A 25,974-nucleotide genomic window follows, 5' to 3' on the forward strand; every position below is an offset into this window, starting at 1 on the left:
CTCAGCCCTCCAGCTCGGTGGCCGAGTCGGTCATGTCGATCCGCTGGGCACGGTAGATGGCGGTGACCACGGCGAACCCCATCGCCATCTCGATCGCCATCGCGGTCACCACCGCCACCACGATCACCTGGCCGTCGGAGGCCGGGGCGAGGAAGTACCAGAACGCGGCCGCGGCCAGGATGATCCCGTTGATCATCAGCTCCAGGCCCATCATCAGCATCACGATCGACTGCTGGGTCAGTGCGCCGAACAGCCCGATACACAACAGTGCGGCGGCCACGAGCAGGAACGCCTCGAGGATCATCGACCGACACCCCCACCGGCCGGGTCATCGGCTCGCTCGGCGTCGAGGTCGTCGCCGAGCCGGTCGTAGCGGCCACGCCCGGTGGACAGGACCACGGTGGCCACGATGGTGGCGAACAGCGTCACGCCGAGGGTCATCATGGTCAGCATGTGGCCGCCCATCAGGGCCTCGCCCAGCGCGACGGTCGGATCCGGCGCAGGCACACCACGGCGCTGCGGCCAGTCCACGACGAGGATCCCCGCGGCCAGTCCGGTGAACACCAGGCCCGAGATGACGGCCGCGCCGCGGGTGTTGTGAAACATCGACATCGGCATCAGCCCGGCCGGGTTCATCATGAACATGACCATGAACACGGCCATGATCACCATCTCGATGATCATCATCAGGATGATGACGACACCGAGGTAGGCCAGCCCGGTCATCAGCACCATCGCGGCGACCGCGAGGAACGACACCAGCAGGCAGAACGTTGCGCGCGCCATCGAGTCGACGACGAACACCAGCACACCGGAGGAGATCGCCAGGAGGCTCAGCACGCAGAACACGGCGAGAACCATCTACATCCCTCCCCTGGCCAGCACGACAAGTGCGACCACGAGCGCCTGCACGATCGTCAGCGGTACGAGCACGATCCAGGAGATCTCGGCCCAGCGGTCCATCCGGATCGTCGGGAGCCGGTGGCGCAGCCAGACCAGCACGACCAGCACCGCGGCGGTCTTGAGTAGCACCCACGCCCACGCAGGTAGCCACGGCCCGTGACCGCCGCCGAGGAACAGCGGGACCGCCATCGCCGCCGCGGCCACGAGCAGCAGCCGGCGCCCCCCGGCGAACAGCAGCCGGTCCACACCCGCGAGCTCCGAGCCCGCGCCCCCCGCGGTGTCGCGGGCGACCGGGGCATCGAACGGCCCCCAGAACGCCATCGCGGCCGCGCTGAGCAGATAGGCGACGAACGCCGCCGGCATCAGGACGACGAACCACAGGCCGGCCTGGGCGTCGACGATGTCGGTGATCCGCAGGCTGCCCGCGGCCAGGGCTGCGGTGATGATCGCGAACATGTGCGGGAGCTCGTAGGACAGGCCCTGGGCGACGAACCGGTACCCGCCGACCAGCGACAACGCCCCGTTGGGCCCCCACCCGACCAGCCACACCGCCGCCCACGCGACGACCTCCATCGCGTTGAACCACACGACGCCGACCGACAGGTCGACCAGCGGACGTTCACCGAGCGGGACGACCGCTGCCGCCAGCACCGCGGCGACGATCAACGACACGATCCCTGCCCACCGCAGCAGACCATCGGCGGCGAGCGTGCTGCGCCGCTGGCCGACCAGCAGCCGCACCGTGGCGCGGACCGGTTCGACGGCGGCCGCGGCGGGCCCGACGGGTCGCCCGGCGGCCCGGCCCGCCAGGGCGCCGTCGAGTGCGGCGAGGAACCAGACGGCGGCGATCATCAGGGCCGGGAGCAGCAGGGTCGTGGCACTCATCGTTCGCCCGGCTCCCGGTCGCGGAGGCCGGCGGGGGTCGCTGCGCCGTCGACGTCGGGATCGAGTGCCGCGACCAGCAGCCGGGCGGCGGTGAACTCCGCTCCCGCGAGACGCCCGCCGAGCTCGGCGAGGACCGGACGCTCCGGCTCCCCGACCGTCCGCCCCGCGGCGTGCGCCTCGATCCGGGCGAGGCGACGCTCGAGCAGCTCGGCCACGTCCACGCCGTCACCGAACTCCACCCTGCGCAGCATCAGCCGCAGTACGCGGGACCGCCGGACCAGGCGCAGCAGCCCAGAGAGGCCGTCGGCCGGTTCACCGGCCCGGGCACGGTCACGGAGGTCGCGTGCCCGGGCGGCCGGGCCCGGCCAACCGGCGACGGCGAGGACGCGGGCGACCACATCGAGGTCACGTACCGCCGCAGCGACCGGCGCCGAGGGTCGCAGCTCGGCGACGTCGAGGACGCGGGCCTCGGCCGAGGAGATCACGTCGCCCTGCAACTCGACGTCGATGACCAGGCCGGCCGGCCAGTCCGGGAGCACCGGACCGAGCGGCAGATGGAGCACGTCGAGTGCCAGACCGTCCCGATCCTCCGCGACGTCGGCCATGGCCAGGCCCCCGGGCAGCGGCATGTCCATGTGGTGATGCTGGTGGTCGCCGGCGTGGCCCGAGTCGTCCTCGTGGCCGGAGCCGCTGTCCGCGTGCTCGGCGTGATCGCGTTCGTGGTGCTCGTGCCGGCCATGAGCGGTATCCCCGCCCTGGTCGGGCGGCTCACCGTCGCCGGCATGGCCTGAGTGCTCGTTGAGGTGGGCTTCGTGACCAGCTGCGTGCGTATCCTCGCCGTGCTCGCCGTGCTCGCCGTGCTCGCCGTGCTCGCCGTGCTCGCCGTGCTCGCCGTGCTCGCCGTGCTCGCCGTGCTCGCCGTGCTCGCCGTGCTCGCCGTGCTCGCCGTGCTCGCCGTGCTGCGCGGGGGCGGCGTGTGATTCGTCCGCCACGTCGGAGACGGCAGCGGCAGCTATGGCTTCCTCGCGAGCAAGTCGAACATCCGCCAGCCGTGTGGGGAGCCGATCGAGCAGCCGCTCGAGGTGCGCGGTCGTAGCGTCGTCGCCGAGGTCGAGCCGAACCCGTGGCGCGGGGATCCCCCGCCAGAGGCTCTCGACGACCTCACCCAGCTCAGGTCCCGGATGCCCGGCGACGAGCAGCACATCGGCCTCAGCTGGGCTCGTCGCCTCCGGCCACCCACGCCGCCTGATCAGGAGTTCGGTATCCATGCGCAGCCCGGGGCGACCGGGCACCGCAACGAGCAGGACGTGCGGCACCCCAGCCGCGAACCTCAGCAGGACGGCAGTCAGGTCCATCGCAGGGCCCCTTCGCGCCACGCGTAGACGACGCCGGCGAGCAGGATCGCGAGAAACAGGAACATTTCGACGACCGCCGCCGTCCCCATCGTCGCGACGACGACGGCCCACGGGTACATGAAGATCATCTCCATGTCGAAGGCCAGGAAGATCATCGTCACCGCGTACCAGCGGACGTGAAAGCGCGAGACCGCATGCTCCACCGGCGGCAGGCCCCCCAGATGTGGCAGGCGGCCCTTCAGGACGGGCCCGACCGAGACCAGTTGAGACATTCCAACGACTACTGACACGACCAGGACGACTGCGCCCGCAAGGACCGCCAGCGGCACAAATGACTCCACCTCGCACCCCCTGATCAGCGGCAACAGGCGCGTACCCTACCCGGGCACAGCATCTGTGCAAGTCACACTGTCGTGGTCCTTACCCGTTGGCGTTGCCGGTACTCGCGGCGTGGGGACCAGGGGGTGGGGGGCCACCCGCGCCGTGCCCGAGGCCACGCTGACCGTAACCCGACACAGCTGGGCCGGGCACTCGACCACCTTGATGCGGGTACCCCCTAGGGGTACAGTGCAAATGAAACGAGGAGGTAGGCGATGCAGCACGGTTACGCCGACAACAAGGAAGCGCACGTCAAGCGGATGCGCCGGATCGAGGGCCAGGTCCGCGGGATCAGCAAGATGATCGAGTCGGACAAGTACTGCATCGACATCCTCACCCAGGTCTCCGCGGTCAACAAGGCACTCGAGGCCGTCGCGCTCGGCCTGCTCGACGAGCACCTCAAGCACTGCGTCACCGATGCCGCCGCCGAGGGCGGGGCGGTCGCCGAGGAGAAGATCGAGGAGGCCAGCGCGGCCATCGCGCGCCTGGTCCGGTCCTGACCGGCCCTTCACAGCCCCGGCGCAGGGTGTGGCATCACCGCCCCGGGCGCCGAAGCCAACCGCGGCCCGCGCCGCGGGCCGTCACGAGAGAGGTATCCGAGCCATGAGTACCGCCACCTACACCGTCACCGGCATGACCTGCGGCCACTGCATCGCCTCGGTCACCGAGGAGATCAGTGAGATCGTCGGCGTGACCGATGTGGCCGTGGATCTGCCGACCGGCGCGGTCACCGTCACCGGCGAGGGCGAGGTCTCCCCTGACTCCGTGCGCGCCGCAGTCACCGAGGCCGGCTACCAGGTCGTATCCGACTCCTGATCACGACCTGACCACCTACCCGGTACGGGTCACCGAGGCACGCGCTGCCCCAGCGGCGCCACCGACGTCCACCCGGATCGGGTCCGACAAGAGGGAACGATCCCATGAATACCGTCGCGCGACTTTCTGCCTACGGTGCGGTCGCTGTCCTGCTCGGCGCAGGAGCCTTTGCGACCGGATCCGCTGTCGATGTCCCGACCGCACACCTGCAGCCCGCTCCCAGCGGCGCCGCCGGTCACGCGGGCGGCTACAGCGCTCCTGCCATCGCGGACATCAACTCACCCGCGCACAGCGAGGGGGGACACCAGTGACCGCGACACTGCCGCAGCCCGGCCAGGACGTCCAGGAGATCGAGTTCGCGATCGGTGGCATGACGTGTGCCTCCTGCGCGAACCGGGTCGAGCGCAAGCTCAACAAGCTCGACGGCGTCACCGCCACCGTCAACTACGCCACCGAGAAGGCCAAGGTCTCGGCCCCGACCGGGGTCGACGCCGACCGGCTGGTCGCGGCCGTCGCCTCCGCCGGCTACACGGCCACGCTGCCGACCGATCCGGCCGCCGATGCCGATGCCGGTGGCGATGCCGGTGGCGGGGAGAACGAGGCGCTGCGCAGCCTGCGGCACCGGCTGGTGGTCTCCGCCGTGCTCGCGGTGCCGGTCATCGCCATGGCGATGGCGCCAGCACTGCAGTTCGTGAACTGGCAGTGGTTGTCGCTGGTTCTCACCGTCCCGGTCTGGGCCTGGGCGGGTGCGATGTTCCACCGGGCGGCCTGGACGAACCTGCGCCACGGCGCCGCCACCATGGACACGCTGATCTCCATGGGGACCACCGCGGCGATGGCCTGGTCGGTCTACGCCCTGTTCTTCGGCACCGCCGGGATCCCTGGCATGACCCACCCCTTCACCTTGTCGGTCTCCCCGACCGACGGCGCCGGGAATATCTACCTCGAGGTCGTGGCCGGCGTCATCACCTTCGTCCTGGCCGGGCGCTACTTCGAGATGCGCTCCAAGCGCCGCGCCGGCGCCGCGCTGCGCGCGCTTCTCGAACTCGGCGCGAAGGACGTCACGGTCCTGCGCGACGAGGACGGGCGCACCATCGAGAAGCGCATCCCCACCTCCGAGCTCGCGGTCGGTGACCGGTTCGTCGTCCGCCCCGGCGAGAAGATCGCCACCGACGGCGAGGTCGTCGAAGGCCGCTCCGCGGTCGACGCGTCCATGCTGACCGGCGAGTCCGTGCCGGTCGAGGTCGCCGTCGGCGACACCGTCGTCGGCGCCTGCGTCAACGCCGGGGGCCGGCTGGTCGTGCGGGCCACCCGGGTCGGCTCCGACACCCAGCTCGCGCAGATGGCGAAGCTGGTCGAGGACGCCCAGAACGGCAAGGCCGCCGTGCAGCGCCTCGCCGACCGCATCTCCGGGGTGTTCGTGCCGATCGTGATCGCCGTCGCCGTGGTGACGCTGGGCTTCTGGCTCGGCGCCGGTGTCGGCGCGACGGCCGCGTTCACCGCCGCCGTCGCCGTCCTGATCATCGCCTGCCCGTGCGCGCTGGGCCTGGCCACACCCACCGCGTTGCTGGTGGGCACCGGTCGCGGCGCCCAGATGGGCATCCTGATCAAGGGTCCGGAGGTGCTGGAGTCCACCCGACGGGTGGACACCGTCGTGCTGGACAAGACCGGCACTGTGACCACCGGCAAGATGGCACTGGCCGGAGTCCACACCGCCGACGGGGTCGACGAGGCCACCGCGCTGCGGCTGGCCGGGGCTCTGGAGAAGGCCTCCGAGCACCCCATCGCCGCGGCGATCGCCGACGGCGCGACCGAGCGCACCGGGGACCTGCCGGGCGTCGAGGACTTCACCAACCACGAAGGCCTCGGCGTGCAGGGCGTGGTCGACGGCCACGCCGTGCTCGTCGGCCGGCCCCGGCTACTCGAGCAGTGGTCGACCCCGCTGTCCGGCGCACTCGCCCACGCCGCCGCGACCGAGGCCGCGCAGGGACGGACCGCGGTCGCCGTCGCCTGGGACGGTCAGCCCCGCGCCGTGCTCGTCGTCGCCGACACGATCAAGGACACCTCCGCCGAGGCGATCGTCGAGTTCCGCCGCCTCGGGCTGACGCCGGTGCTACTGACCGGCGACAACCAGGCCGTCGCCGAGTCGGTGGCCGCCGAGGTCGGGATCGCGGCCGGCCCGAACACGGTGATCGCCGACGTCATGCCGGCCGACAAGCTGGCGGTCATCGAGCGGCTGCAGAGCCAGGGCAAGGTCGTGGCCATGGTCGGCGACGGCGTCAACGACGCCGCCGCACTCGCCCGGGCCGATCTCGGTCTGGCCATGGGCACCGGTACCGACGTCGCCATCGAGGCCTCCGACATCACCCTGGTCCGCGGCGACCTCCGCGCCGCCGCCGACGCGGTCCGGCTCTCCCGCAGGACCCTGACCACGATCAAGACCAACCTGTTCTGGGCCTTCGCCTACAACACGGCCGCCATCCCGCTGGCCGCGGTCGGCCTGCTCAACCCGATGATCGCCGGCGCGGCCATGGCGTTCAGCTCCGTCTTTGTCGTCGGCAACAGCCTGCGACTGCGCCGCTTCCGAGCACGCGCTACCTGATCACAGCACTCCCGACAGAGGTGGTGCGGCCGGCCCGGCTGCACCACCTCCTCGTGTCGAGGGCCCGCCGCCGATCGCTCACAGGCCTGGAAAATGCGTTCCGCGACCGGGCGAGACGTGCGGATTCACGTGTCCGGTGAGCTGATGCGGGCAGGGCCGTACCCGGTGACGAGGAGTTTCCACCCGGCCGCTCCGCAACGCAGGCGCGCCGTGCAGCCACCAAGCGCCCAGCAACGAGGTCGTACCCGCGACCGCCATCGCGGCGGCCGGCGATCACACCCGCGGCAAAGCCGATGATCAGCGGACCGAGGACGAAGGCGACCTCGGCAACAGGCCGGTCAGCGCGAGCAGGCTGCGCCGGCTGTCGAGGCCGTCCACGCCGAGGCCATCGACGTCCGTGATGATGTAAGGGCGTCAACTGGCCCCGACTGCCCAGCAGCGCGTGGCTGACAATTCCGGCAGCCAGATAGCAGAACAGCGCCGTCACCACCCGCTGCACGCCCCGGTGGGCGAGAGCCCGCCGCATAGCGCATCAGCACGGTGTCCGCTGCGATCGATCGGCCTTCATCGACGGCGTCCCGCGCCGATCGAATGGACTTGTGTCCCTTCGTCAGCACGATTCATGTCGGCTCGACGAGCCGCTCGAGGGCGGGCCGCAGGACGCGCTCCAGGTCGGCAGCCGTGGCATCCGCCACCGCCGGAACCCCCACCAGGTAGCGGCTGATCGTCAGTCCCAGCACGCACGCATTCAGCAGAGCCGCGCGCAGGGCGGCATCCGGTCCGCCGATCGTGGAGGCAACCCGTTCCTGCGCGGCGCCCATCACCTCATCGCGCAGTACCGCCTGCGCCGCAGGGTGAGTGAGGCAGCTCCGCAGCAGCGCCTCCGCCGCCGCACGCCGCTCAGGATCCTCGAAGGCAACGAGTACGTGGTCCAGCGCAGCCTGCGGCAGCTCGGTACGAGTTGCGCCGACGAGCTCGTCGACCGGCGTGCTCCACCGCGCGGCCGCGGCGAACAAGGCCTCCTTACTGCCGAAGTTCTGCATGACCAGCGCGGGATCCACGCCCGCCCGATCCGCCACCGCGCGGATGGTCGTGCGCTCGTAGCCGTGCTCGGCGAACAACGCCCTGGCCGCATCGCGGATCACCGTCTCGCTGCGTCGTCGTCGCTCGGCCCTCGTCGCAGGCCCCGCATCTCCCGCATCGCCACTCACGGCTCTCACTCTACAGACGTTGACCGAAGGAGGAAGTTCACTCTACGGTCGTTGAGTCGAGCTCGTGAAGGAGACTGATGACCCCGCCCCTTGCGGCCTCAGGTAGGAGCGCTCGGCGCTGGTTCGCGCTCGCGGTGCTCGCCGGAAGCCAGCTGTTGATCGTGCTGGACGCGACGATCGTCAACGTCGCGCTCACCGACATGCAGGACGACCTCGACCTCGCCCCCACCGCCCTGCACTGGGTGGTCACCGGGTACGTGCTGGCCTTCGGAGGCTTCCTGCTGCTGGGCGGGCGGCTCGCCGACCGCGTCGGCCGCCGCCGCATGTTCATCGTCGGTGCCACGGTGTTCGGCACCGGATCGCTACTCGCCGGACTGGCCGAGACCGCCGTCGTGCTGTTCGGCGGCCGGGTGATACAGGGTCTCGCCGCGGCCGTGCTGGCGCCCGCCGCCCTCTCCCTGCTGATGACCGTGTTCCCGCCCGGCCGCGACCGGAACCTGGCACTGGGCGTGTGGGGAGGAGTGTCCGCCAGCGGCACCGCCGTCGGGCTGATCCTCGGCGGGGTCCTGACCGAGGCGCTGTCGTGGGAGTGGGTGTTCTGGGTCAACGTTCCGATCGCCGCGATCGCCGTCGCCGGTGCCAGGGTCGTCCTGCCCGACAGTCCTCCCGAGCAGACCGAGCGGTTCGACCTCGCGGGCGGCGTGCTCGCCACCGCCGGGCTCGCCGGACTCGTCTACGGGCTCGTGCAGGGTGCCGAGTCGGGTTGGACGTCGGTGCCGGCGCTGCTCGTTCTGGTCCTGTCGGTCCTGGCTCTGCTCGCGTTCGCGCGGGTGCAGGCCGTGCGCCCGCACGCGCTGGTTCCCCTGCGACTGATCCGCAACCCGACGGTGCTCGGCGGAAACCTCGTCGGGCTCATCCTCGGCGCCGCGATCTACGCACTGTTCTACTTTCTCAGCCTGTTCATGGGCGGCACCCTCGGCTACGGGCCGGTCGCCGTGGGGCTGGCCTTCCTACCGATGACGGCCGCCATCGCGGTCGCCTCGACCGCCGCGGGCAAGCTGCTCGCCCGCACCGGCGCGCGATCGCTGCTCGTCGCCTCGGCGCTGCTCGTCACCGCCGCGCTCGCGAGCCTGTCCCGCATCGCGCCCGACAGCACCTACCTGAGCACACTGCTGCCCGCCTTCGTCCTCGCCGGATGCGGCCTCGGCCTCGCCTTCGTGGCACTCACCACCGCGGCCGTCGGCTCTGCCACGCCGGGGGACAGTGGCGTCGCCGCGGCCTTGTTCAACGCAGGGCAGCAGGTCGGCGGGGCGATCGGACTTGCAGTCCTCACCGCCGTCAGCACCGCCCGCACCGCGAGCCTGACGCCCGAGGACGCGGGTCCGTCCCGCAGTGCAATCACGCAAGGCTGGTCACTCGGATTCCTTGTCTCGGCCGGCATCATGTCGGCCGGCCTACTGATCACGTTGGTGATGATCAAGGATCGGAGCCCCAACCCAGTGACAGGACAGCGGTGACCGACTGGACGGCGGCCCTCTCTCCGGGAAGCCCATCGCGCGTGGCGATCGAGCCCACGCTGTGGGCGGCTATCCTGAACCGTCGTCACCAGGACGGTCAGCACGTGCTGCGGCAGTGGTAGGCAGGCGATGGGGAGAGGCGGGGCCGAGTGAACACTGATCCTGCAGCGGCGCACGTCTCCATCGGACTCGGCAACTTGGAGCGCGCCGTTCTCGACGCCCTCTGGGACGCCGAATCCCCGCAACTCGTGCGGGACGTGCTGGCGACCCTCAGCGACGCCGATCGGCCGTTGGCCTACACCACGGTGCAAACGGTGCTCGAGAAGCTGGTCCGTAAGGGATGGGCCCGCCGCCAGCGGTCGGGTCGTGGTTTCGCCTACATCGCCTCGACCAGCAGGGAGCAGACCGCGGCACGGCTACTGCATTCGCTGCTGCGCTCAGCCGACGAGGTCGACGCGGCGCTGCTTCATTTCGTGGGACTGTCCTCGGACCGAGAACAGGAGGTCCTGCGGCAAGCACTCACCGACGACGACCACACCTGATCAGCACGGCGTCACCCGGCTCCAGAGGCCACCGCTAGACGCCCCACACACAGGCGAGAAGCAGCGCCACCGTGGTAACGCCAGCAGCGACCGTCGATGACGCCACGCCACCGACGGCCACGGTGACCCGACCTGCTGTTCGTAGCACCCAACTGCGCTGCCGAGGATTCGACGACAGGCGTCGCAATCGAGCTTCCACGGCCGTCTCCGACGCGTACAGCGCTCGTGGCGGTGCTGCCATCGCCGATGCGGCGGCGACCTTCAGCAGCGCGCCCCGCAGGACGGACCGCCCGCTGACCCGGGCGGCCTCCTCGTCTGCGACCAACTCGACCAGACGCCTGACCGCGACGGGTAGTTGCCGATACAGCGGCACGAATCGGGCGACGGCTCCCACGGCGTCGGCGAGAACGACGTGCAGGTGGTGGCGGCCCGCCAGGTGCGCCCGCTCGTGTTCCAGTACCGCATCGACCTCAGCCACTGTCAACCTGGTGCGTAGCCCCGTGGTCGCAACAATCGCATTGGCCCGACCACCCACGCTGAAAGCAACCGCGCCGGCATGTTTCACCCACAACACATCATGCTCACGATGTCCGAGCAGATCGAGCGTCTGCATGGTCGTGGTCGAGCGATCGCGGCTGGCCACGGTCCCGCGCCGGACGCGCTGCCCAAAGCGGAAGGTGAGAAGTGTCAGCGCCCCCAGTAGGCCGATCCCCACGCCCGTGTCCTGGTGTGCACTGGTCAGGCGCAAGATCATGCGGCACTGCTCGACCAACCACATCACCGGTGCGGGCCCGGCATGGCCCGGTATGAGCAGCACGGCGACTGCGAGACCGGCGCTGGTGAGGTTGCCGAGGACCATCGACCACCACAGCCACAGCAAGCACAGCGGGTCGCTGTTGGTCGACTCCAGACGCGTCAGAACACGTGGTGCGAACGTGGCGGTCAGCAGGGCTCCGGCGACCAGCAGAATCGACGTCGTCACACCACGCTCCCTGCCCTGGATCGTCGGCGACTGGGCCGACTGACCCCCACATGCTAGCGACCACCACCGCACCGACTCCGAAGGGACGTCGGCGAGCGGGTGGTGCGATTCGTCCTCACGCCTGCGGCCCCTCCGGACGCCCAGGCCGCAGACGCATGTGCCTTGCAATAGCCCAATGATGGCTCATGCTTGCAGGCATGATCGACACGCAGGGTGGCCGGTGGGCCGTTGCAGCACCGCGCCGGGCGCGGGGTTCACTTCTCGGTTCCGTCTACGTGGTGGGAGGTCTCCACCTGGTGGGGTGGGGGGTGCTGATCGTCGCGGTGGTTCCGCAGAACCTCAGCCTCGGATCGGAGGGAGTGTTCGATATCGGGGTGGGACTCACCGCCTACTTGCTCGGCGTTCGACATGCCTTCGACGCCGATCACATCGCGGTGATCGACAACACCACACGCAAACTCGTTGGGGACGGTCGGCGCGCCGAGACCGCCGGGTTCTGGTTCGCGCTGGGCCACTCGAGCGTCGTGTTCGGCTTGAGCATTGCGCTTGCCTTCGGCCTGCGTGGGATCGGCGGTGCCGTTCAGGACGGCGGCTCCAGCACGATCGCGACCTTCGAGTTCATCGGCACGGTCGCCGCTGCGGTCTTTCTGATTCTCCTCGGCGTGACCAACCTCAGCGCAGCGATCCGCATCGCCCGCATGTACAGGGCTGCGCGCCGGGGCCGGCTCGAAGACAACCGACTGGAGGAGCACCTCCGTCACCGGGGCCTCGTAGCTCCCTTGCTCGGCGGCGTGATCGATCGGATCCGCTCGCCACGGCAGCTTTATCCAGTCGGACTACTCATGGGGCTGGGATTCGATACCGCATCCCAGGTTGCGCTCTTGGTGCTCGCCGCTGGCACCGCAGCCTGGACGGTGCCGTGGTACGCGATTCTGGTGCTACCTGTCCTATTCGCCGCTGGTATGACTCTGTGCGACACCGCGGACGGCACATTCATGGCTCGGGCCTACGGCTGGTCGTTCACAGATCCGATGCGGAAACTCGCCTACAATTTGACCGTGACGGTGCTCTCGGTCGTCGTGGCTCTTGTCGTGGGAACCATCGTACTGGCCGGCCTGCTTCGTGACCAGCTTGACGCTTCCACCGAAACTCTCACCTTCCTGGCTGATATTGATCTACGTGGAGCCGGGATTGCTGTGGTGGTTCTATTCGGAGCAATCTGGTCGGTAGCCGTGTTGAGGCGCCGTTCTCGGCGCTCCCGTGCGCACCGTTAACGCAGCCGCCTTTTATCGATTGCTGGGCTGAAGTGTCATGAGCACCCGACGATCGCGCAGGCGGGATCGCTGACCCGACAATGCGTTGGAACAGGCACGGGCCCGGGGTCCGGGTGACTCCCCTCGAACCAGATAGACACGCGTATGGACCGGTACTGCCCGGTCAGCACGGTGTCTGACCGGACAGCACTGATCGAGCCGTCATAGCTGACGTAACACGTGTCGGACGGCCGCGGGGCGTACGGTTTATACGGGCACGACCGTCGGCTGTCCGTTTCGGGCAGCCGACGATTTGTCCGTCCTACGGACGTGGAAGGCGCTCCCCAGGAATGGTGCGGCTACTCTGGTCAGACTCCTGCGGTTTGGCGCGCCCGTGCACGCTCCTTGTTCTCCTCGGACGCGTTGACCACTTGCACCTTGTCCCCGGTCTGCAACTCATTGAACCAGGCCTCGGCGTCCCCGAGCTCGAGTTTGATGCATCCCGCAGATGACCGGGAACGGTCTCCACCGTGGAAGGCGACGCCACCGTCTGCGAAGAACACCGAGAACGGCATCGGTGCAGGACGGCCGTCCGGACCGTTGAACTCGCCGCTTACGTGGTCCTTTTCCTTGCGGTACACCCGGAACGAGTGCCCGATTGGCGATTCCTGTCCAGCACCACCGGTAGCGATGCGTACCGGCCCGCGGATCACCTTCCCGTCACCGATGAGCCAGGCCTGTTGTGATTCGAGATCGACGCAGGCGCGGGTCGAGACCGAACACGGCGTACCAGGGGCGGCAGGCTCTTGATGTGCCTGGGCAGCCGCGGTGTTCGAGTCGGGCGCCGCATCGGCGCCGGCGCTACCTGCAGTCACCACCACCGCGAGCGCAGCCGCGGCAGTGGCGGCGAGCGCCATCAACTTGGTGCCGTTACGAAAGTGGCGCGTCATGGATCCCTCTTTTCTGAGACCAGGAGTAGGGGCTCAGTTGCTATGACGCTCGGCAACCCATGGTGGTTGCTCGGCGAGCAGTACCCGGAACCAAGTTTTTTTCCTTGATGAACGAATGGGCAGGCTGGAACTTGCACGTGCCTGCCGAGGTACTCACGGTCCAGTCAGGCGACGTAAGAGACGACGGTCATCATGCCTGCTTCTCCGTGGTAGATATTGTGGCAGTGCGTCAGCCACTGACCGGGATTGTCCGCATCGAAGTCCACCTCGACAGTCTGGTTGGGTAGCACCAACACAGTGTCTTTTCGGGGACCCCGGCCGTCGGGGCCGACCACTTGGAAGGTGTGTCCATGCAGATGCATCGGATGGAACATCGTGGTCGTGTTGACCATGCGAAGGCGCACACGTTGGCCACTTGAGATCGGCAGGCCGCGAGCCGGATCGTATCGCTCTCCGTTGATCGTCCAATCGTAGAGGTCCCCGGGGCCGGCCAACACCAGATCGTGCACCACATCGGGCGAGCGCCGCTGTAGCGTCACCGGCTCGGCGGAAGCGAAGGTCTGTGACAGAACCGCTGACCGGGACATCAGTGCGGAGGCCGCAGCTTCGGTGTCCACCGGCGATTTCTGCGGAGTCGACAGCCTCACCGCAGCATGGTCGTTCTTGCCTTCGGCGATCCCGATCAGCACAGCCGGGGCCTCGGGAATGGTGACGACAGCGTCGATTCGCTCGCCCATTCCGATCACCACTGCCTCGACGTCGGTAGGGGCAACGGGAAATCCGTCGGTGTGGGTCACCGTCATTGGAGCGCCAGGGACACCGACACGGAAAGCCGTGTCGCCGCCCATATTGATCATCCGGAAGCGCACACGTTGACCGGGACGGACGTCGAGGGTGGTCGGCGCGGAACGTGTGCGGCCGTTGGCGACGTAGTGCGGATAGGTGGTGTCGCCGGCATCCCCGCCGAGGACGGACGACGTCGGCATCTGCATCCCACCATGGTCCCCACCCATTCCCCCCATCCCGCCCATGCCGTTGCGGAGCAGCCCGGCCAGAACCTGGTCAGGATCTTGTCCCGTGCCGTCAATCCAATCGTCGAAGATCACGACGTGCTCGAGGTCATAGTCCCCGGGCTCAGCCGGGTCGTCGATGATGAGTGGCGCATACAACCCACGGTCGAGCTGGGTACCGACGTGCGGGTGGAACATGTAGGTACCCGCATGAGGCAGCGTGAAGAGATACTCGAACGAGCCGCCGGGGGGAATCTCGGGCTGGGTCAACACGGGGACGCCATCCATGTCATTGCGCAGGGCAATACCGTGCCAGTGGACGGTTGTCGGCTGGGGCAGCTGGTTCTCCAGGCGCACCTTCAGCGTATCTCCCACCCGAGCACGGATCTCCGGGCCGGGCAGAGCGCCGTTGTAGGTCCACGTCGACACCGTGCGTCCGCCGATGTCGACCGTGCTGGGCTGCGCCTGAAGGGTGCGTGCCAGAGTTCGGCCAGCCGTGGCTCGCCGCGCCTGCTCGGTAGCCTCGACCTCTAGACCGCCCGGGCCGATGCGATCGGTCAGCGCGACGGTTCGGGGGCTCGCCACCGACTCGCCACAGCCGGTCAGTAGCAGGCCCGCTCCAACACCGCCGGTGGTGCCCAAGAATCGCCGGCGACTCCAGGTGGTAGCACTGCGCCGACCGTTGCTCCCGGCGTCGTGGTTCATCGCCGAGCCCCCTGGCCTGGCTGTCTCCGTGGACAGTCCGCAGGATCCTTCGACGGCATGTCGGCCGCGTCCATCGCCGAGTACTCCTCTGTGTGCACTGTGGTCGGTGCCGGCAACGCGGGCAGCACCGCCCCTCGGCAGCGCATCGAAATGGTGTGCCCATGCCAGCGTATCCTACGGAGCGTAGTAGATCGCGTCGCGGCGCCCTGCAGGCGGGTCGGCCCGAACGATGCAGTCTTCGAGCAGGTACTCGGCGCCACGCCCTGGTCAACGCCCTCGACTTCTCCGCTCTCACGCCCAAGTGCACCTCCAACTACTATGGTGCGTAGGAGTTGGGGCTTGGAGGCATGATCAGCATGGGACGTAAACAGAAGCGTCGTGCCGCTCGGCGGGCGAAGCAGTCCGGTCGCGCTGGGGCGACGGCGGTCGACCTGGCTCCTGGCTTCCAATCTGGCAGCGTTGCTCCGTCGTCGGAGCTGATCAGCTCGGCCCGACCGTCGACAGGTGGCCCGCGCCGCCGTCCAGTAGCAGCGCCGAAGGTGACCGACGGCAGTGGTGTCGAGGCCGCCAGCGCGTCAGGAGCGGCCGCACTCGACGTCGACGACGGCAGTCCGAGCCGCGGGCCCAGCGCGCTCGAGGTCACGAGAGTCGGGTGCGAAGAACTGCATGACACAGACCCTCAGTCGTTGGGCCTGAGCTACACCTTCCGCGCCCCGTCCAGCGGTGCGCCCGGACCGGTCACGGTCCAGTTCGACGGTGTTCACCGCTCCTCGACCGCCGGGGCGCCAGACACCTTCACCACACACGACGTCATCGACCCGGTCCTGCCCAGCGCCGGGCCCATCACGCTCACCCGCCGTGTCGAGAACATCCCTTCCGGTGAATGGGACGTGACAGCCTCCATCGTCGCGGGGCCCGCAGACCTGCGACGGGCCTCGTCCGCCACAGCGTCCGGCCGCACGGGCTACGCCCCGGTCGTCTCGGCGAAGGCGCCCGGGACACGCTTGGGCTCCTGGCCGGGGCTGGTTGGGCTCGGTGCGGTCGTGGCCCTGGGGCTGCAGTCGGCGTTGGTGCTGCGCAGCGGTTTGCCGATGGTGGCGGTGCTGAGCACGTCGTTGCTCGCCTGCTTCGTCGGGCTCGTCGGCGCCAAGGTCTACTATCTGGTCGAACACCGAGATCGGCCACGCACAGGGCCGGCTCGATGGACGGGCATGTGCCTGCAGGGGTTCGTGCTCGCCGCGATGGCAACGATGATCATCGGTAGTGTCGTCGGCGAAGTGCCGGTCCTCGCTGTCCTCGATCTGAGCGCTCCCGCCCTCGTCATCGGTGCAGGCATCGGCCGGCTCGGATGCTGGTTCGGGGGCTGCTGCGCTGGGCGACCGACAGCGTCGCGCTGGGGTCTGTGGTCCTCTGATCGCCGCCTCGGGATGCGGCGAGTCCCTGCGCAGTTGATCGAAGCAAGCGCCGCTGCCGGGATCGGACTGGCGGCCGCAACAGTGGCTTGGTCAGCACGACCGGCGCCGGTCGGCGCCCTGTTCGTCGCCACACTTGCGGCCTACCTACTCGCACGCCAGCTCGTGTTTCCCCTGCGATCACTACCGCGGAACACCCGATACGGCCGTGCCATCATTGTCGTGGCAAGCGCCGTGGCGGTCACCGTCGCGGGCGGCCTGCTGGTCGTCTGATCCATGCCGAGCCGTAGGAGCAGGCGAGGCGCAACCCGTCCCGGCGTCATCGCCCCCGAGCTAACAAATTGTCGAACGCGGACGGTCCCCGCCAGCCACGCTATCGACCGCGGCAGTCGTCAGCACGCAGATGTCGAACGCGCCCGATTCGACGATCCGCGATTGGGGGGCTACCGCCCAACGTCGGCGACCGGGTGCCGAACCGCTGGATGTGGTACCCCCGTCCGTGCAGTCGCTCGTTTGAGTATCCGAGGCGGTATCAAATGATTGTGGCCCGCTGATCCTGTTGTTTCGGAGGTGTCTGTGCTCGAGGATGCGGACTCGTTGCCACGTCGACCGGGAAATGTACCTGCGGACCTGTGGCATTGGATCGTCGCCGAAGTTGGCATCGACGTAGCACAGCATGTCGATCCACAGGTCGCGGTCGTCCTCGCCGCGCGCCTGGCCATTCGACGAGGGCCACCCGGAACGGAATCGGCTGAAGCGCTACGCCTGTGGCCGTGGTTCATCGACAGCTCGCGTCGTCTGGCTCAACAGCAGGAGATGATGTTTATCGAGTGCGCACTCGCCGCAGGCTGGACTCACGATCAGGTACGCACTGCCGTGCTGCTCGACACAACGGTTGAGCTAACCGAGCACCTAACAGAGCTGGAGCATCAGATCTTTCGTGAAGCTCGACCGCCCCAACCCTACCGCTGAGGTGAACCGTCCTGGGTTCGCGAGAGGCTGAGGTTCAGGCCGCCACGCCCCGTTGGGCGATCGTGTCAGCGTACAGCATTTCACGTTCGATAGGCGAATCGTAATCGATGGATGAGTGAAGTCGCTCATGGTTGTACCATCGAACCCACTCGGCTGTCTCGCGTTCGAGCTCGCGCAGTCCGTCCCAGTTCCGGTCGACCGCGTACGGTCCGACCAGCTCGGTCTTGTACAGACCGATCGTCGACTCCATCAACGCGTTGTCGAGCGCATCACCGACCGTCCCGATCGAGCCGGCGATACCCGCCTCGCGAAGTTCCTCGGTAAACGCCAGTGCAGTATATTGCGATCCCGCATCCGAATGATGAATCAAGCCGTCAGCGGTGAACTCGGCCGACTCGCGACGTCGGGTCGCCAATGCCTGACCGAGCGCGCCCTGCACCAGTGGTGTCGTCTTCGCCGTCGACACCTTCCATCCGAGAATTCGACGCGAGTACACGTCAGTCACGAACGACACATAACAGAAACCGGCCGCGGTCCACACATACGTGAAATCCGCGACCCAGATCGCATCCGGCCGCGTCGGCGTGCTCCAGCCGCGTCCGACCAGATCAGGGTGTCGCGGTGCCCGCGGGTCTCGGGTCGTGGTTGCCACCCGGTGCGACCCGCGCCGCACCCCTTGAACGCCCGCGATCCGCATCAGTCGGCCGACCTGGTCCCGTCCGACGTCCAAGCCGGCGCGGCGGGCGGCACGCCACAACTTCCGTACCCCGTACACTCGCTTGTTCTTCCGGAACAGATCGACGATCGCGTTCACCAGGTACGCTTCCTCGAGTTCAGTCGGCCGCACCGGACACACCCGCCACTTGTAGTAGGTACTCGGAGCGATCTGCACCCCGTACTCGCTCAGGACGGCGCAAATCGGCTCGACTCCGAAACGGTCACGGTGACCGCCAACGTACTCACAGATCAGCGAAGTTTGCGGTCGAGCTCCGCCTGGGCGAAAAACGCGCTCTTGGACTCAACCGGTCAGCGCAACACCCCACAGGTAGTTGATCATGATAGGGGTGGGCGATGGCACGCTTGGGCAGGCCGGGGATGTCCGATGAGGACCGCACTGATCTGTGGGTCCGTTGGGGGCGCGGGGAGTCGATCAGTGACATCGCTCGGGCGATCGAGCGGCCCCCGGGTTCAGTGTTCACGGTGCTCAAGTCGAGCGGGGGCTATGTTCCGCCGCCACGCCGGCGCCGACCGGGGACGCTGACTGCCGCCGAGCGCGAGGAGATCTCGCGCGGGCTGGGCCAGAACAAGTCGATGCGCGCGATCGCGGCCGAGATCGGCCGACCCGCCTCGACGGTGAGCCGCGAGATCGCCCGCAACAAGGGCCGGCGCAAGTACCGGGCGGTCGACGCCGAGGATCGTGCCTGGCGCCGGGCACGGCGCCCGAAGGTGTGCCTGCTCGCGCGGCGTCCGCTGCTGCGCGGGTTTGTCGCTGACAGACTCGGCGAGGACTGGTCGCCCGAGCAGATCGCCGGGCACCTGGCCAAGCACTTCGAGCCGGGCTCAGGGATGCGGGTGTCGCACGAGACGATCTACAAGTCGCTGTTCGTGCAGACCCGCGGCGTACTGGCCAAGACCCTGCAGAAGCACTTGCGGTCGGGGCGGCCGATCCGGCGCAACGTGCACAACACCACCACCGGGCAGTGGCGCTCGCAGATCACCGACGCGGTCTCGATCCGCGAGCGCCCCGCCGAGGTCGCCGATCGGGCGGTGCCCGGGCACTGGGAGGGCGACCTGCTGCTCGGGCGCGGCACGACCCAGATCGCCACCGTGGTCGAGCGCACCACCCGGTTCACCGTGCTCGTCGCCCTGCAGGGACGCGACATGGACACCGTCACCTGGGCGCTGTCGCAGCAGATGTGCCGGCTGCCCGAGCAGCTGCGCCGCACGCTGACCTGGGACCGCGGGATGGAACTGGCCCGACACAAGATCGTCACTGAGCGGACCGGGCTGGAGGTCTACTTCGCCGACCCGGCCAGCCCCTGGCAGCGCGGCACGAACGAGAACACCAACCGGCTGCTCCGGCAGTACTTCCCGAAGGGCACCAGCCTCGGCGACGTCACCCAGGCCCAGCTCGACGAGATTGCCCACCGACTCAACACGCGCCCCCGTAAGACCCTCGACTTCGACACCCCGGCTGATAGATTCGAAGCACTGTTGCGCTGACGGGTTGAGTCCAAGCTCGCCGTCTTCAGGATCTCGTTCGCCCGCCGCAACTCCGCATTCTCCTGCCGCAGCCGCCGCACTTCCTCAGCATCGACGCCCGCACCCACCGGTGCCGCCGTCACTGACGGGCCCTCTTCGGCCTCGACCCAATTCCGGATCGTCGCCGGATTGATCCCCAACAACTCACCCACGTGCCGGCGCGCAGCCAGCTTGGACTCACCGTGATCACGCAGACGGTCGGCGTACAGGCGCACAGCGCGCTCACGCGTCTCCGCATCGAACTTTCGAGGTGCAGGCACTGAGCCTTTGCCAACCTGACGGACGGGCAGGTCAGAGCGTGTGCGGCGTGGCGTGACCTCGAAGGGGTGAAGCTCCTGGTAGACGAGCGGTTGCTGAGACCAATCCGTCCGACCAGGAGCTTCAAGGTGCTGTCCTACCCGGGCCTTGACCCCGGATAGTGGACACGGGGTGGATTACGCGGCTGCTGGGACGGTAGTTGCGTAGCTCGCCTCGTAGTTGTTCGGGGTCTGGTAGCGGCAGTAGGAGTGTCGCCGTCGGGTGTTGTAGCGGGTCATCCATCGGAACAGTTCTCGGCGGCAGGTCATTTCGTCGGGCCAGAACGGGTTGTCCTGCAACACTTCCCGTTTCAGGGTGGCGTTGAACGACTCGGCCAGGGCGTTGTCGGCGCTGGACCCGACCGCGCCCATGGACTGGCGGACGCCGAGCCGGTCACAGAGCTCGGCGTAGGCGCGGCTGGTGTAGGTCGAGCCGTGGTCGGAGTGGAAGATCGCCCCGGCAAGGCTTGCGCGGTCCGCGGACGCTGCGCGCAGAGCGTCGGCGACGAGCTCGGTGCGCATGTGGTCGGCCAAGGCCCACCCGGCCAGCCGCCGGGAGTAGCAGTCGATCACGGTGGCCAGGTAGAGATTGCGCCCGTCGGCCAGCGGCAGGTAGGTGATGTCACCGACGTAGACGGTGTTCGGGGCGGCGGCGGTGAAGTCGCGTCCGAGCAGGTCGGGCACCGGGCTCTGGGCGGGCTCGGGGATGGTGGTGCGCACCCGGCGGCGTCGGCGGTAGCCGGTGATGCCGTACTCGCGCATGACGCGGGCGACGCGCTTGTGGTTCACCCGCTGCTCGGGTGCGACCCCGTCGTTGAGCTCAGCGGTGATCCGTGGCCGTCCGCAGGTGCGGTCGCCCTCGTGCACGACACGGATCCGCTCGGCCAGGGCGATGTCGGCCGCTTCGCGTTGCGCCCGCGCGGGCGCAGCCGCGAGCCAGGCGTAGAACGAGGAGCGCCGCACATCGAGCAGGGCGCACAGCCGCTTCACCGTCCAGCCCGCACGGGGCCTGGAGGTGGTCTCACGGTGGTCGGCGACGAACTGGAAGCGGGTCACCAGCGCGTCTCCCCGGCGAAATACTTGGCCGCCTGGCGGAGGATCTCCCGCTCGGTCTCGAGCTTGGTCTTCTCCGCCCGCAACGCCTTGTTCTCGGCCTCGAGACGGGCCAGGCGCTGCTCGGGTGTCTCATCGCGGCCCGGGGCCGCCGCGCGGTTCGGTGTCCGGTCACGGCCCGATCGCGGGTCTCGGGTCGTGGTGCCGTCCGCGGTGGTGCGGGTGCCGCTGCCGTGCCGGTCGAGCCACAAGCGCAGCGTCGTGCGCTCAATCCCCAGGTCAGCGGCGATGCCCTTCACCGTCGCCCCGGGCGTGGACTCGTACAACTCGACGGCCTGCCGACGGAACTCGTCGGAGTAGTTCTTGCGGGCCATGGTCAGACATCATCTCGCTTTCCCCGACCGTGCGGGGATCAACGTGTCCACGGAACGGGGTCAGGACCCCCCGTCCGGGATGACCGTGTCCACCCACACGCTGAAGATGGTCAGCACGCTGTTGCGTCGTCACCGCCGCGAACGCGCGACCCGCTGGCGCAGGCTCACCCCGGGCCGTCAAGCCCTGCTGGTCGTGGCGCACCTGCGCACCGGTGACACCTACGCCCAGCTGGCCTGCGGATTCAAGGTCGGGACCTCCACGGTGTACCGCTACCTGCGCGAGGCCATCGACCTGCTCGCTGCGATGGCCCCGACCCTGGAGCAAGCGATGCAGGTCGCGGCGCGCAAAGCGTTCGTGATCATCGACGGGACCCTGCTGCGCATCGACCGGGTCGGCATGGCGAGCGGCTATGACCGGGGGTTCTACTCGGGCAAGCACAAATGCCACGGGCTGAACGTGCAGGTCATCGCCGACCCGGTCGGCCGGTTGGTGTGGATCTCCCCGCCGCTGCCCGGGGCCCGTCACGACATGGGCGCAGCCCGCGAGCACGGCATCATCGACGCGCTCACCGAGTACGCGATCCCGGCCGCCGGCGACACCGCCTACCAGGGTGCCGGGCCTACGGTCGCGGTCCCGCAGCGCCGTCGGCGCCTCGACCCCGACACCGGTCGTTACCGACCCTTGTCGGTGAACCAGAAGGCGGTCAACGCCGCGCACGCCCGCCGTCGCGGGCCGGGCGAGCGGGTCAACGCCGAGCTGAAGACCTGGAAGGTCCTGCGCAAGATCCGCTCCAGCCCGAACCAGGCCGCAGCGCTCATCGCCGCAGTTCAGACCCTCATGATCGCCAACACTTGATCAGGTTGGCAAAGGCTCACTGGTCCAGTCTCCTTGCCAGATCAGAGCCTCTCCACTCCCCAGGACGATTCAGATCGGCAGGAATCCGATAGAGGGTAGGCGAACGAGGAACGGGCTCGACCCGCACGAAGGGATTACCCCAGTTGGCCTGCGGAGACACACGCAGCCCGTGCGTGTGCAGATCGGTGAGCTGATCGAGATGGTTAATGGGCCGTACGGCGAGCTCGTCGCCCGGCCGTAACCGCAGAGTCGGGCCGGCGACGAGCCGTTGTAGCCCAGCGCTGCGGTGGGTTGTCCACCCAGGGTCGCGGCCAGCCGCGGTAGTCAACTCCACGGCCAGCCTGCCGTTGCGGCTGGCGACCACACCCGGGTTGCGCCCTGCCTGCGTTCATGTCAGCTCATCCCGGCGACGCCGATACTCCTCGTCATCGATCTCGCCGCGCGCGTAGCGCTCGTCGAGGATCTGCCGGGCCGTGACCCCAGCCTCGAGGGAAGCACCGGGACCGACCACGGATCCGGAGGAGCCGCGCCCGCGAGCCAGCTGTGCCGTTCCATAAACCAGCAGTGACACCCCGAGCAGCAGGAGGATCGGCCAGATCCAGCCCCAGCCCATCATTGATTCACCCATCACAGTCGTGGCCTCCTCGTGTTGACCTCACATCGCTGGCAGTTGTGAGCACCGCCGCGCCGACGGCGGGGCTCAGCGCATAACGGCGATACTCCACCGCACGCACGTTGGTATACCCCGCGGGGGTACGTTGCTGTGGTTGGCGCGACCCCTGGCACGCTCGAGCGCTTCGGCGAGGAGGCCCCGCCACAGACGCTGGCGCACGCCTGCGCGCAGCCCTCGAATCCTTGACCGAGTGAGTTCGCGGTCGTCACTCCGGCCCTGGCCGACCAGGCGGCGGGATTGGCCCGCCTCGAGGAGAGCCCATCCAGCACCGGACGAGGACGTGGCTTGCGGTGCAGCTTGAGGTGTGAATCTTCGCCCGATAGTCGCTCACACTCCCGCATAGGAGTGCAGCCCGGCGACCACCATGTTGATGAAGAACAGGTTGAACACGATTGTGGCGAAGCCCGCGGTGTTGATCCAGGCCGCGCGCGTGGTCCGCCACCCGGCCGTGGCGCGGGCGTGCAGATAGGCGGCGTAGAGCACCCAGGCGACGAAGGACACGACTTCCTTGGGGTCCCAGCCCCAGAACCGGCCCCAGGCGGCCTCGGCCCACGCGGCGCCGGCGATGATGGCGAAGGTGTAGAGCGGGAAGGCGAGTACCGTCACCCGGTAGGCGAGCCGGTCGAGCGTCTCGGCCGACGGCAGCTTCGCGGCCAGCACGGCGGGCTTCCCGCTGCGCTTCATCAGGAACAGCAGGCTCGCGACGCCGGATACCAGCAGCATGCCGGAGGCCAGCGTGATCGTGGTGACGTGGATGATGATCCAGTACGACTGCAACGCCGGCACCACGGGCGCAGCGTCGAGATAGAGCACCGTCCCCGCGAGGAACATCAGCAGAACGACCGGCGTCAGCACGAACACCCCGGCCGGACGGATCGCGGGATGCCGGTAGACCAGCACCAGCCACGCGGCGACGGCCAACATGCACAGTGCCGAGACGAACTCGTACATGTTGCCGAGCGGCCAGCGGTAGGCCGCGAGGCCGCGAAGTGCGATCGACCCGAGGTGCAGCAGCGCCGCGAGGATCATCAACGAAACGCCGATGCGGCCGTAGCGGTCGACGCGGGCCCGACCCGGTTTGCCGCCGTCGGGCGTGAGGCCCGCTGGGGACGGCTCGGCGACCGCGACCTCAGTCTCCCCGTCGGCCTCCGCCGCAGGGGCGCCGACCGCCACAGGTGCTTCCGACGTGCGCCTGCTGCGGGCGATCCGGCGCGACGCGTACTCCAGCGATGTGAATACCATCGCCAGTAGCAGCACGACGAGCGTCGCCTGGAACAGGCGGTCACTCCACATCGCGGTGATCGGGTCCACGAGCATGTCAACCGTCCTTGTTCTGCGTCGGTGCGAGCAGCTCGGTCGAGAGCCGGTCGAACTCCTCGCCGTAGCCCGCTCGGTCGGTGCGAGCCAGGCCGCCGAGCTCGACCCGGCTGCCCGTGGGGTCACCGTCGGTGGCCTGCACGCGCACCCAGAAGCGGCGCCGCTTGATCAACAGCGACAGAGACAGACCGCCCACCATCAACATCGAGAACATGAGCACCCAGACCTGCCCCGGGTCGTAGCCGACCTGCAGGTTCACCCACGGGGTGACGCCATCGAACCGGACGACGGTGCCATCCGGCAGCCGCACGGTGTCCCCGATACCGAGCCGGTCCTGCGCGACCGATCGCAGCTCACCGTCGTCGATCTGCTGCTGGTCCACGGCGAAGATCGACTGGCCGCGACCGTCGTCGATGCCGAGATCACCGAGCAGCACGTTGACGTCGGCGGTCGGTGCGCGCAGGTCGGGGTGCACCGAGGCCAGGCGGCCCTGCTGGTCGATCGCCCCGGTCGGGGCGAAGGTGCCGGTCACCGCGAGCTGGGTGGTGCGCCGGGCTTCCGGGTCGGTGACGCCGGGGCGCTCGAACTTGGTCGCGCCCTCGGAGAGCTGGGTGCCGCTCAGGTCGACCGGGCGCCACTGGATCTCCCCGGTTCGGCTCTGCCCGTCCGGCCAGGTGACGGTGAATTCCGGCGCGTAGCCGTAGCCGGTGAGGTAGATGCGGTCGCCGTCGGTGCGCAGCGGCTGGTTGATCGAGATGTCGGTCGGGCGCCAGCTGGTTCTGCCGTTGCGGAGGTCTTCTCCGGTCTGGTACGCGACGTCTGCGCCGAAGGTGGCCGGTTGGCCGTTCGGCAGCCAGCTGCCGTTGAAGCGGTCGACCCGCACGCAGAACTGGTTGAGGTCAGTGCCGTCGACGCGCAGCCCGGCCCGGAACGTGTCGTAGCCGAGGACGGAGGAGTTGCAGAACTCGGTGCCGTCCGCGCGGATGATGACGTCACCCTCGTAGCCGTACATCTTGCCCCCGGCCAGACCGAGCAGGATCCCGATCAGGCTGAGGTGGAAGACCAGGTTGCCGGTCTCACGCAGGTAGCCCTTCTCGGCGGACACCGTCCGGCTACCGTCGACCTCGCTGCGTTCGACTGTTCGCCAGCCACGCAGGAGTGTGCGGGCGCGCCCGAGCACCGTTTCGGGAGCCTCGACAGAGGCGCCCGAAACGTGGTGCGGCAGCCGAGACAGGTTCCGCGGTATCGCTACGGGTGGCTGGCGCATCCCGCGCCAGTACTCCCGCGAGCGGGGCAGCACGCACCCCACCAGCGAGATCATCAGCAGCAGGTAGATCGCGGCGAACCACGGGCTGGCGAACACCTCGAATCCGCCCAGTGCTTCGACGATCGGCGCCGCGGCGGGGTAGTCGGCGTAGAAGTCGTCGACGAGGAACGCGTTGAGTGAGCGCTGCGGGAACAGAGCGCCCGGCAGCGCGGCGACGGCGAGCAGGAACAGCAGCACCAGCGCGGTGCGCATGCTCGTCAGGCCGCGCCAGGTGTTGCGCAGCAGGGCCGCCCCGGCCCGGAAGGGCCCGGGGCGCGACGGGGGCTCGCCGCCGGAGCTGGTCTGCGGCGGCGTCGGGGGCGCGGTAGGTGGTGAGCTCATCT

At 68.7% G+C, this 25,974-nt stretch carries 26 protein-coding genes, 2 pseudogenes and 1 other annotated feature; of the genes and pseudogenes, 12 read left to right on the forward strand and 16 right to left on the reverse strand.

Features of this window, described 5'->3' with window-relative positions:
* Position 1: 1 nt before the first annotated feature.
* From MTO91_RS27000 to MTO91_RS27015, 4 genes are read right to left on the reverse strand one after another with little or no spacing between them, the layout of a single operon-like run.
* On the reverse strand, positions 2 to 304 hold the full coding sequence (locus MTO91_RS27000) for an NADH-quinone oxidoreductase subunit NuoK (protein WP_253066750.1): 303 nt from the start codon (positions 302 to 304) through the stop codon (positions 2 to 4).
* Positions 301 to 861: an NADH-quinone oxidoreductase subunit J gene (locus tag MTO91_RS27005; RefSeq protein ID WP_179763237.1), complete on the reverse strand. Its 561-nt coding sequence runs from the start codon at positions 859 to 861 to the stop codon at positions 301 to 303. Before MTO91_RS27005 ends, MTO91_RS27000 begins: the two co-directional genes overlap by 4 nt.
* On the reverse strand, positions 862 to 1,788 hold the full coding sequence (locus tag MTO91_RS27010; protein WP_253066751.1) for a complex I subunit 1 family protein: 927 nt from the start codon (positions 1,786 to 1,788) through the stop codon (positions 862 to 864).
* Positions 1,785 to 2,423, reverse strand: a complete 639-nt coding sequence (locus tag MTO91_RS27015; protein WP_179763168.1) for a hypothetical protein — start codon at positions 2,421 to 2,423, stop codon at positions 1,785 to 1,787. Before MTO91_RS27015 ends, MTO91_RS27010 begins: the two co-directional genes overlap by 4 nt.
* On the opposite strand from MTO91_RS27015, the gene MTO91_RS27020 reads away from it, so the two are divergent.
* Together MTO91_RS27020 and MTO91_RS27025 are read left to right on the forward strand one after the other, a co-directional pair.
* Positions 2,424 to 2,579 (forward strand): hypothetical protein, encoded by a 156-nt coding sequence (locus tag MTO91_RS27020; RefSeq protein ID WP_281010828.1) that lies wholly within the window; start codon positions 2,424 to 2,426, stop codon positions 2,577 to 2,579.
* 21 nt (positions 2,580 to 2,600) lie between these two features.
* Positions 2,601 to 2,768 (forward strand): hypothetical protein, encoded by a 168-nt coding sequence (locus tag MTO91_RS27025; RefSeq protein WP_476655045.1) that lies wholly within the window; start codon positions 2,601 to 2,603, stop codon positions 2,766 to 2,768.
* Positions 2,769 to 3,133: 365 nt separating this feature from the next.
* On the opposite strand, the gene MTO91_RS27030 is transcribed toward MTO91_RS27025, so the two are convergent.
* Positions 3,134 to 3,415 carry an NADH-quinone oxidoreductase subunit A gene (locus tag MTO91_RS27030; RefSeq protein ID WP_179763283.1) on the reverse strand — a complete coding sequence of 94 codons (282 nt, stop codon included), beginning with the start codon at positions 3,413 to 3,415 and terminating at the stop codon, positions 3,134 to 3,136.
* A 321-nt stretch (positions 3,416 to 3,736) separates the two neighbouring features.
* Here MTO91_RS27030 and MTO91_RS27035 point away from each other — a divergent pair, with 321 nt between their 5' ends.
* The 3 genes from MTO91_RS27035 (at position 3,737) to MTO91_RS27045 (ending at position 6,939) form a co-directional block, all read left to right on the forward strand.
* Positions 3,737 to 4,021 carry a metal-sensitive transcriptional regulator gene (locus MTO91_RS27035; protein ID WP_093357462.1) on the forward strand — a complete coding sequence of 95 codons (285 nt, stop codon included), beginning with the start codon at positions 3,737 to 3,739 and terminating at the stop codon, positions 4,019 to 4,021.
* A 103-nt stretch (positions 4,022 to 4,124) separates the two neighbouring features.
* Entirely contained in the window at positions 4,125 to 4,337 is a 213-nt protein-coding gene (locus tag MTO91_RS27040) for a heavy-metal-associated domain-containing protein (RefSeq protein ID WP_179763239.1), read from the forward strand.
* A 307-nt stretch (positions 4,338 to 4,644) separates the two neighbouring features.
* Positions 4,645 to 6,939, forward strand: coding sequence for a heavy metal translocating P-type ATPase (locus MTO91_RS27045; protein WP_281010826.1), 2,295 nt, complete (start codon positions 4,645 to 4,647; stop codon positions 6,937 to 6,939).
* 620 nt (positions 6,940 to 7,559) lie between these two features.
* Here the strand turns inward: MTO91_RS27045 and MTO91_RS27050 are convergent.
* A complete protein-coding gene (locus tag MTO91_RS27050; RefSeq protein WP_405422013.1) occupies positions 7,560 to 8,150 on the reverse strand; it encodes a TetR/AcrR family transcriptional regulator in 591 nt (196 codons plus the stop codon).
* 77 nt (positions 8,151 to 8,227) lie between these two features.
* On the opposite strand from MTO91_RS27050, the gene MTO91_RS27055 reads away from it, so the two are divergent.
* Together MTO91_RS27055 and MTO91_RS27060 are read left to right on the forward strand one after the other, a co-directional pair.
* Positions 8,228 to 9,667 (forward strand): MFS transporter, encoded by a 1,440-nt coding sequence (locus MTO91_RS27055; protein ID WP_281010825.1) that lies wholly within the window; start codon positions 8,228 to 8,230, stop codon positions 9,665 to 9,667.
* A gap of 149 nt (positions 9,668 to 9,816) precedes the next feature.
* Positions 9,817 to 10,209, forward strand: coding sequence for a BlaI/MecI/CopY family transcriptional regulator (locus MTO91_RS27060; RefSeq protein WP_232021794.1), 393 nt, complete (start codon positions 9,817 to 9,819; stop codon positions 10,207 to 10,209).
* Positions 10,210 to 10,243: 34 nt separating this feature from the next.
* Here MTO91_RS27060 and MTO91_RS27065 read toward each other — a convergent pair whose 3' ends face one another.
* Complete coding sequence (locus tag MTO91_RS27065; RefSeq protein WP_179763242.1) at positions 10,244 to 11,191, reverse strand: M56 family metallopeptidase; 948 nt, start codon at positions 11,189 to 11,191, stop codon at positions 10,244 to 10,246.
* 197 nt (positions 11,192 to 11,388) lie between these two features.
* On the opposite strand from MTO91_RS27065, the gene MTO91_RS27070 reads away from it, so the two are divergent.
* On the forward strand, positions 11,389 to 12,465 hold the full coding sequence (locus MTO91_RS27070) for a HoxN/HupN/NixA family nickel/cobalt transporter (RefSeq protein WP_405422010.1): 1,077 nt from the start codon (positions 11,389 to 11,391) through the stop codon (positions 12,463 to 12,465).
* Positions 12,466 to 12,812: 347 nt separating this feature from the next.
* Here the strand turns inward: MTO91_RS27070 and MTO91_RS27075 are convergent, their stop codons facing one another.
* Positions 12,813 to 13,394, reverse strand: a complete 582-nt coding sequence (locus tag MTO91_RS27075; protein WP_246354005.1) for a L,D-transpeptidase — start codon at positions 13,392 to 13,394, stop codon at positions 12,813 to 12,815.
* A gap of 164 nt (positions 13,395 to 13,558) precedes the next feature.
* The gene (locus MTO91_RS27080; RefSeq protein WP_253066755.1) at positions 13,559 to 15,109 is read right to left on the reverse strand and encodes a multicopper oxidase family protein; all 1,551 of its coding nucleotides are present in this window, start codon (positions 15,107 to 15,109) and stop codon (positions 13,559 to 13,561) included.
* A 539-nt stretch (positions 15,110 to 15,648) separates the two neighbouring features.
* Between MTO91_RS27080 and MTO91_RS27085 the strand changes: the two genes are divergently transcribed.
* Both MTO91_RS27085 and MTO91_RS27090 read left to right on the forward strand, forming a co-directional pair.
* Positions 15,649 to 16,794, forward strand: coding sequence for a prolipoprotein diacylglyceryl transferase family protein (locus tag MTO91_RS27085; RefSeq protein WP_253066756.1), 1,146 nt, complete (start codon positions 15,649 to 15,651; stop codon positions 16,792 to 16,794).
* Between the two features lie 297 nt (positions 16,795 to 17,091).
* A complete protein-coding gene (locus MTO91_RS27090; RefSeq protein ID WP_143105614.1) occupies positions 17,092 to 17,493 on the forward strand; it encodes a hypothetical protein in 402 nt (133 codons plus the stop codon).
* Positions 17,494 to 17,527: 34 nt separating this feature from the next.
* Here MTO91_RS27090 and MTO91_RS27095 read toward each other — a convergent pair.
* Positions 17,528 to 18,496: pseudogene (locus tag MTO91_RS27095) on the reverse strand (IS3 family transposase); the annotation flags it as partial.
* Positions 18,371 to 18,502: a sequence feature (AL1L pseudoknot), on the reverse strand. (Overlaps the previous pseudogene by 126 nt.)
* A 62-nt stretch (positions 18,503 to 18,564) precedes the next feature.
* Between MTO91_RS27095 and MTO91_RS27100 the strand changes: the two are divergent.
* Positions 18,565 to 19,716, forward strand: coding sequence for an IS30 family transposase (locus MTO91_RS27100; protein ID WP_405422007.1), 1,152 nt, complete (start codon positions 18,565 to 18,567; stop codon positions 19,714 to 19,716).
* A gap of 14 nt (positions 19,717 to 19,730) precedes the next feature.
* Here the strand turns inward: MTO91_RS27100 and MTO91_RS27105 are convergent.
* Together MTO91_RS27105 and MTO91_RS27110 are read right to left on the reverse strand one after the other, a co-directional pair.
* Positions 19,731 to 20,015: pseudogene (locus MTO91_RS27105) on the reverse strand (transposase); the annotation flags it as partial.
* Between the two features lie 174 nt (positions 20,016 to 20,189).
* Positions 20,190 to 21,478 (reverse strand): IS3 family transposase gene (locus tag MTO91_RS27110; RefSeq protein WP_281010833.1). Its coding sequence is split into 2 segments (ribosomal slippage): positions 20,190 to 21,124 and positions 21,124 to 21,478, totalling 1,290 coding nucleotides; the frame shifts between segments, so codons are not numbered across the junction.
* Between the two features lie 79 nt (positions 21,479 to 21,557).
* On the opposite strand from MTO91_RS27110, the gene MTO91_RS27115 reads away from it, so the two are divergent.
* Positions 21,558 to 22,334 carry a transposase family protein gene (locus MTO91_RS27115; RefSeq protein ID WP_202417631.1) on the forward strand — a complete coding sequence of 259 codons (777 nt, stop codon included), beginning with the start codon at positions 21,558 to 21,560 and terminating at the stop codon, positions 22,332 to 22,334.
* Between the two features lie 16 nt (positions 22,335 to 22,350).
* On the opposite strand, the gene MTO91_RS27120 is transcribed toward MTO91_RS27115, so the two are convergent.
* From MTO91_RS27120 to resB, 4 genes are all read right to left on the reverse strand, one after another.
* On the reverse strand, positions 22,351 to 22,698 hold the full coding sequence (locus tag MTO91_RS27120) for a multicopper oxidase domain-containing protein (RefSeq protein ID WP_357440709.1): 348 nt from the start codon (positions 22,696 to 22,698) through the stop codon (positions 22,351 to 22,353).
* 24 nt (positions 22,699 to 22,722) lie between these two features.
* Entirely contained in the window at positions 22,723 to 22,965 is a 243-nt protein-coding gene (locus MTO91_RS27125; RefSeq protein ID WP_179763249.1) for an SHOCT domain-containing protein, read from the reverse strand.
* Positions 22,966 to 23,334: 369 nt separating this feature from the next.
* Positions 23,335 to 24,324, reverse strand: a complete 990-nt coding sequence (ccsB, locus tag MTO91_RS27130; protein WP_179763250.1) for a c-type cytochrome biogenesis protein CcsB — start codon at positions 24,322 to 24,324, stop codon at positions 23,335 to 23,337.
* Between the two features lies 1 nt (position 24,325).
* Positions 24,326 to 25,972: a cytochrome c biogenesis protein ResB gene (gene resB / locus MTO91_RS27135; protein ID WP_179763251.1), complete on the reverse strand. Its 1,647-nt coding sequence runs from the start codon at positions 25,970 to 25,972 to the stop codon at positions 24,326 to 24,328.
* Positions 25,973 to 25,974 lie beyond the last annotated feature (2 nt).

The sequence above is a fragment of the Pseudonocardia sp. 2-7 genome, from assembly GCF_056341085.1.

What these genes read in the sequence shown, in the direction of transcription:
- MTO91_RS27000 (WP_253066750.1), bottom strand. Translation starts at nt 304, where the DNA reads ATGATCCTCGAGGCGTTCCTGCTCGTGGCCGCCGCACTGTTGTGTATC.
- MTO91_RS27005 (WP_179763237.1), bottom strand. Translation starts at nt 861, where the DNA reads ATGGTTCTCGCCGTGTTCTGCGTGCTGAGCCTCCTGGCGATCTCCTCC.
- MTO91_RS27010 (WP_253066751.1), bottom strand. Translation starts at nt 1,788, where the DNA reads ATGAGTGCCACGACCCTGCTGCTCCCGGCCCTGATGATCGCCGCCGTC.
- MTO91_RS27015 (WP_179763168.1), bottom strand. Translation starts at nt 2,423, where the DNA reads ATGGACATGCCGCTGCCCGGGGGCCTGGCCATGGCCGACGTCGCGGAG.
- MTO91_RS27030 (WP_179763283.1), bottom strand. Translation starts at nt 3,415, where the DNA reads ATGTCTCAACTGGTCTCGGTCGGGCCCGTCCTGAAGGGCCGCCTGCCA.
- MTO91_RS27035 (WP_093357462.1), top strand. Translation starts at nt 3,737, where the DNA reads ATGCAGCACGGTTACGCCGACAACAAGGAAGCGCACGTCAAGCGGATG.
- MTO91_RS27040 (WP_179763239.1), top strand. Translation starts at nt 4,125, where the DNA reads ATGAGTACCGCCACCTACACCGTCACCGGCATGACCTGCGGCCACTGC.
- MTO91_RS27055 (WP_281010825.1), top strand. Translation starts at nt 8,228, where the DNA reads ATGACCCCGCCCCTTGCGGCCTCAGGTAGGAGCGCTCGGCGCTGGTTC.
- MTO91_RS27070 (WP_405422010.1), top strand. Translation starts at nt 11,389, where the DNA reads ATGATCGACACGCAGGGTGGCCGGTGGGCCGTTGCAGCACCGCGCCGG.
- MTO91_RS27075 (WP_246354005.1), bottom strand. Translation starts at nt 13,394, where the DNA reads ATGACGCGCCACTTTCGTAACGGCACCAAGTTGATGGCGCTCGCCGCC.
- MTO91_RS27080 (WP_253066755.1), bottom strand. Translation starts at nt 15,109, where the DNA reads ATGAACCACGACGCCGGGAGCAACGGTCGGCGCAGTGCTACCACCTGG.
- MTO91_RS27100 (WP_405422007.1), top strand. Translation starts at nt 18,565, where the DNA reads ATGGCACGCTTGGGCAGGCCGGGGATGTCCGATGAGGACCGCACTGAT.
- MTO91_RS27115 (WP_202417631.1), top strand. Translation starts at nt 21,558, where the DNA reads ATGACCGTGTCCACCCACACGCTGAAGATGGTCAGCACGCTGTTGCGT.
- ccsB (WP_179763250.1), bottom strand. Translation starts at nt 24,324, where the DNA reads ATGCTCGTGGACCCGATCACCGCGATGTGGAGTGACCGCCTGTTCCAG.
- resB (WP_179763251.1), bottom strand. Translation starts at nt 25,972, where the DNA reads ATGAGCTCACCACCTACCGCGCCCCCGACGCCGCCGCAGACCAGCTCC.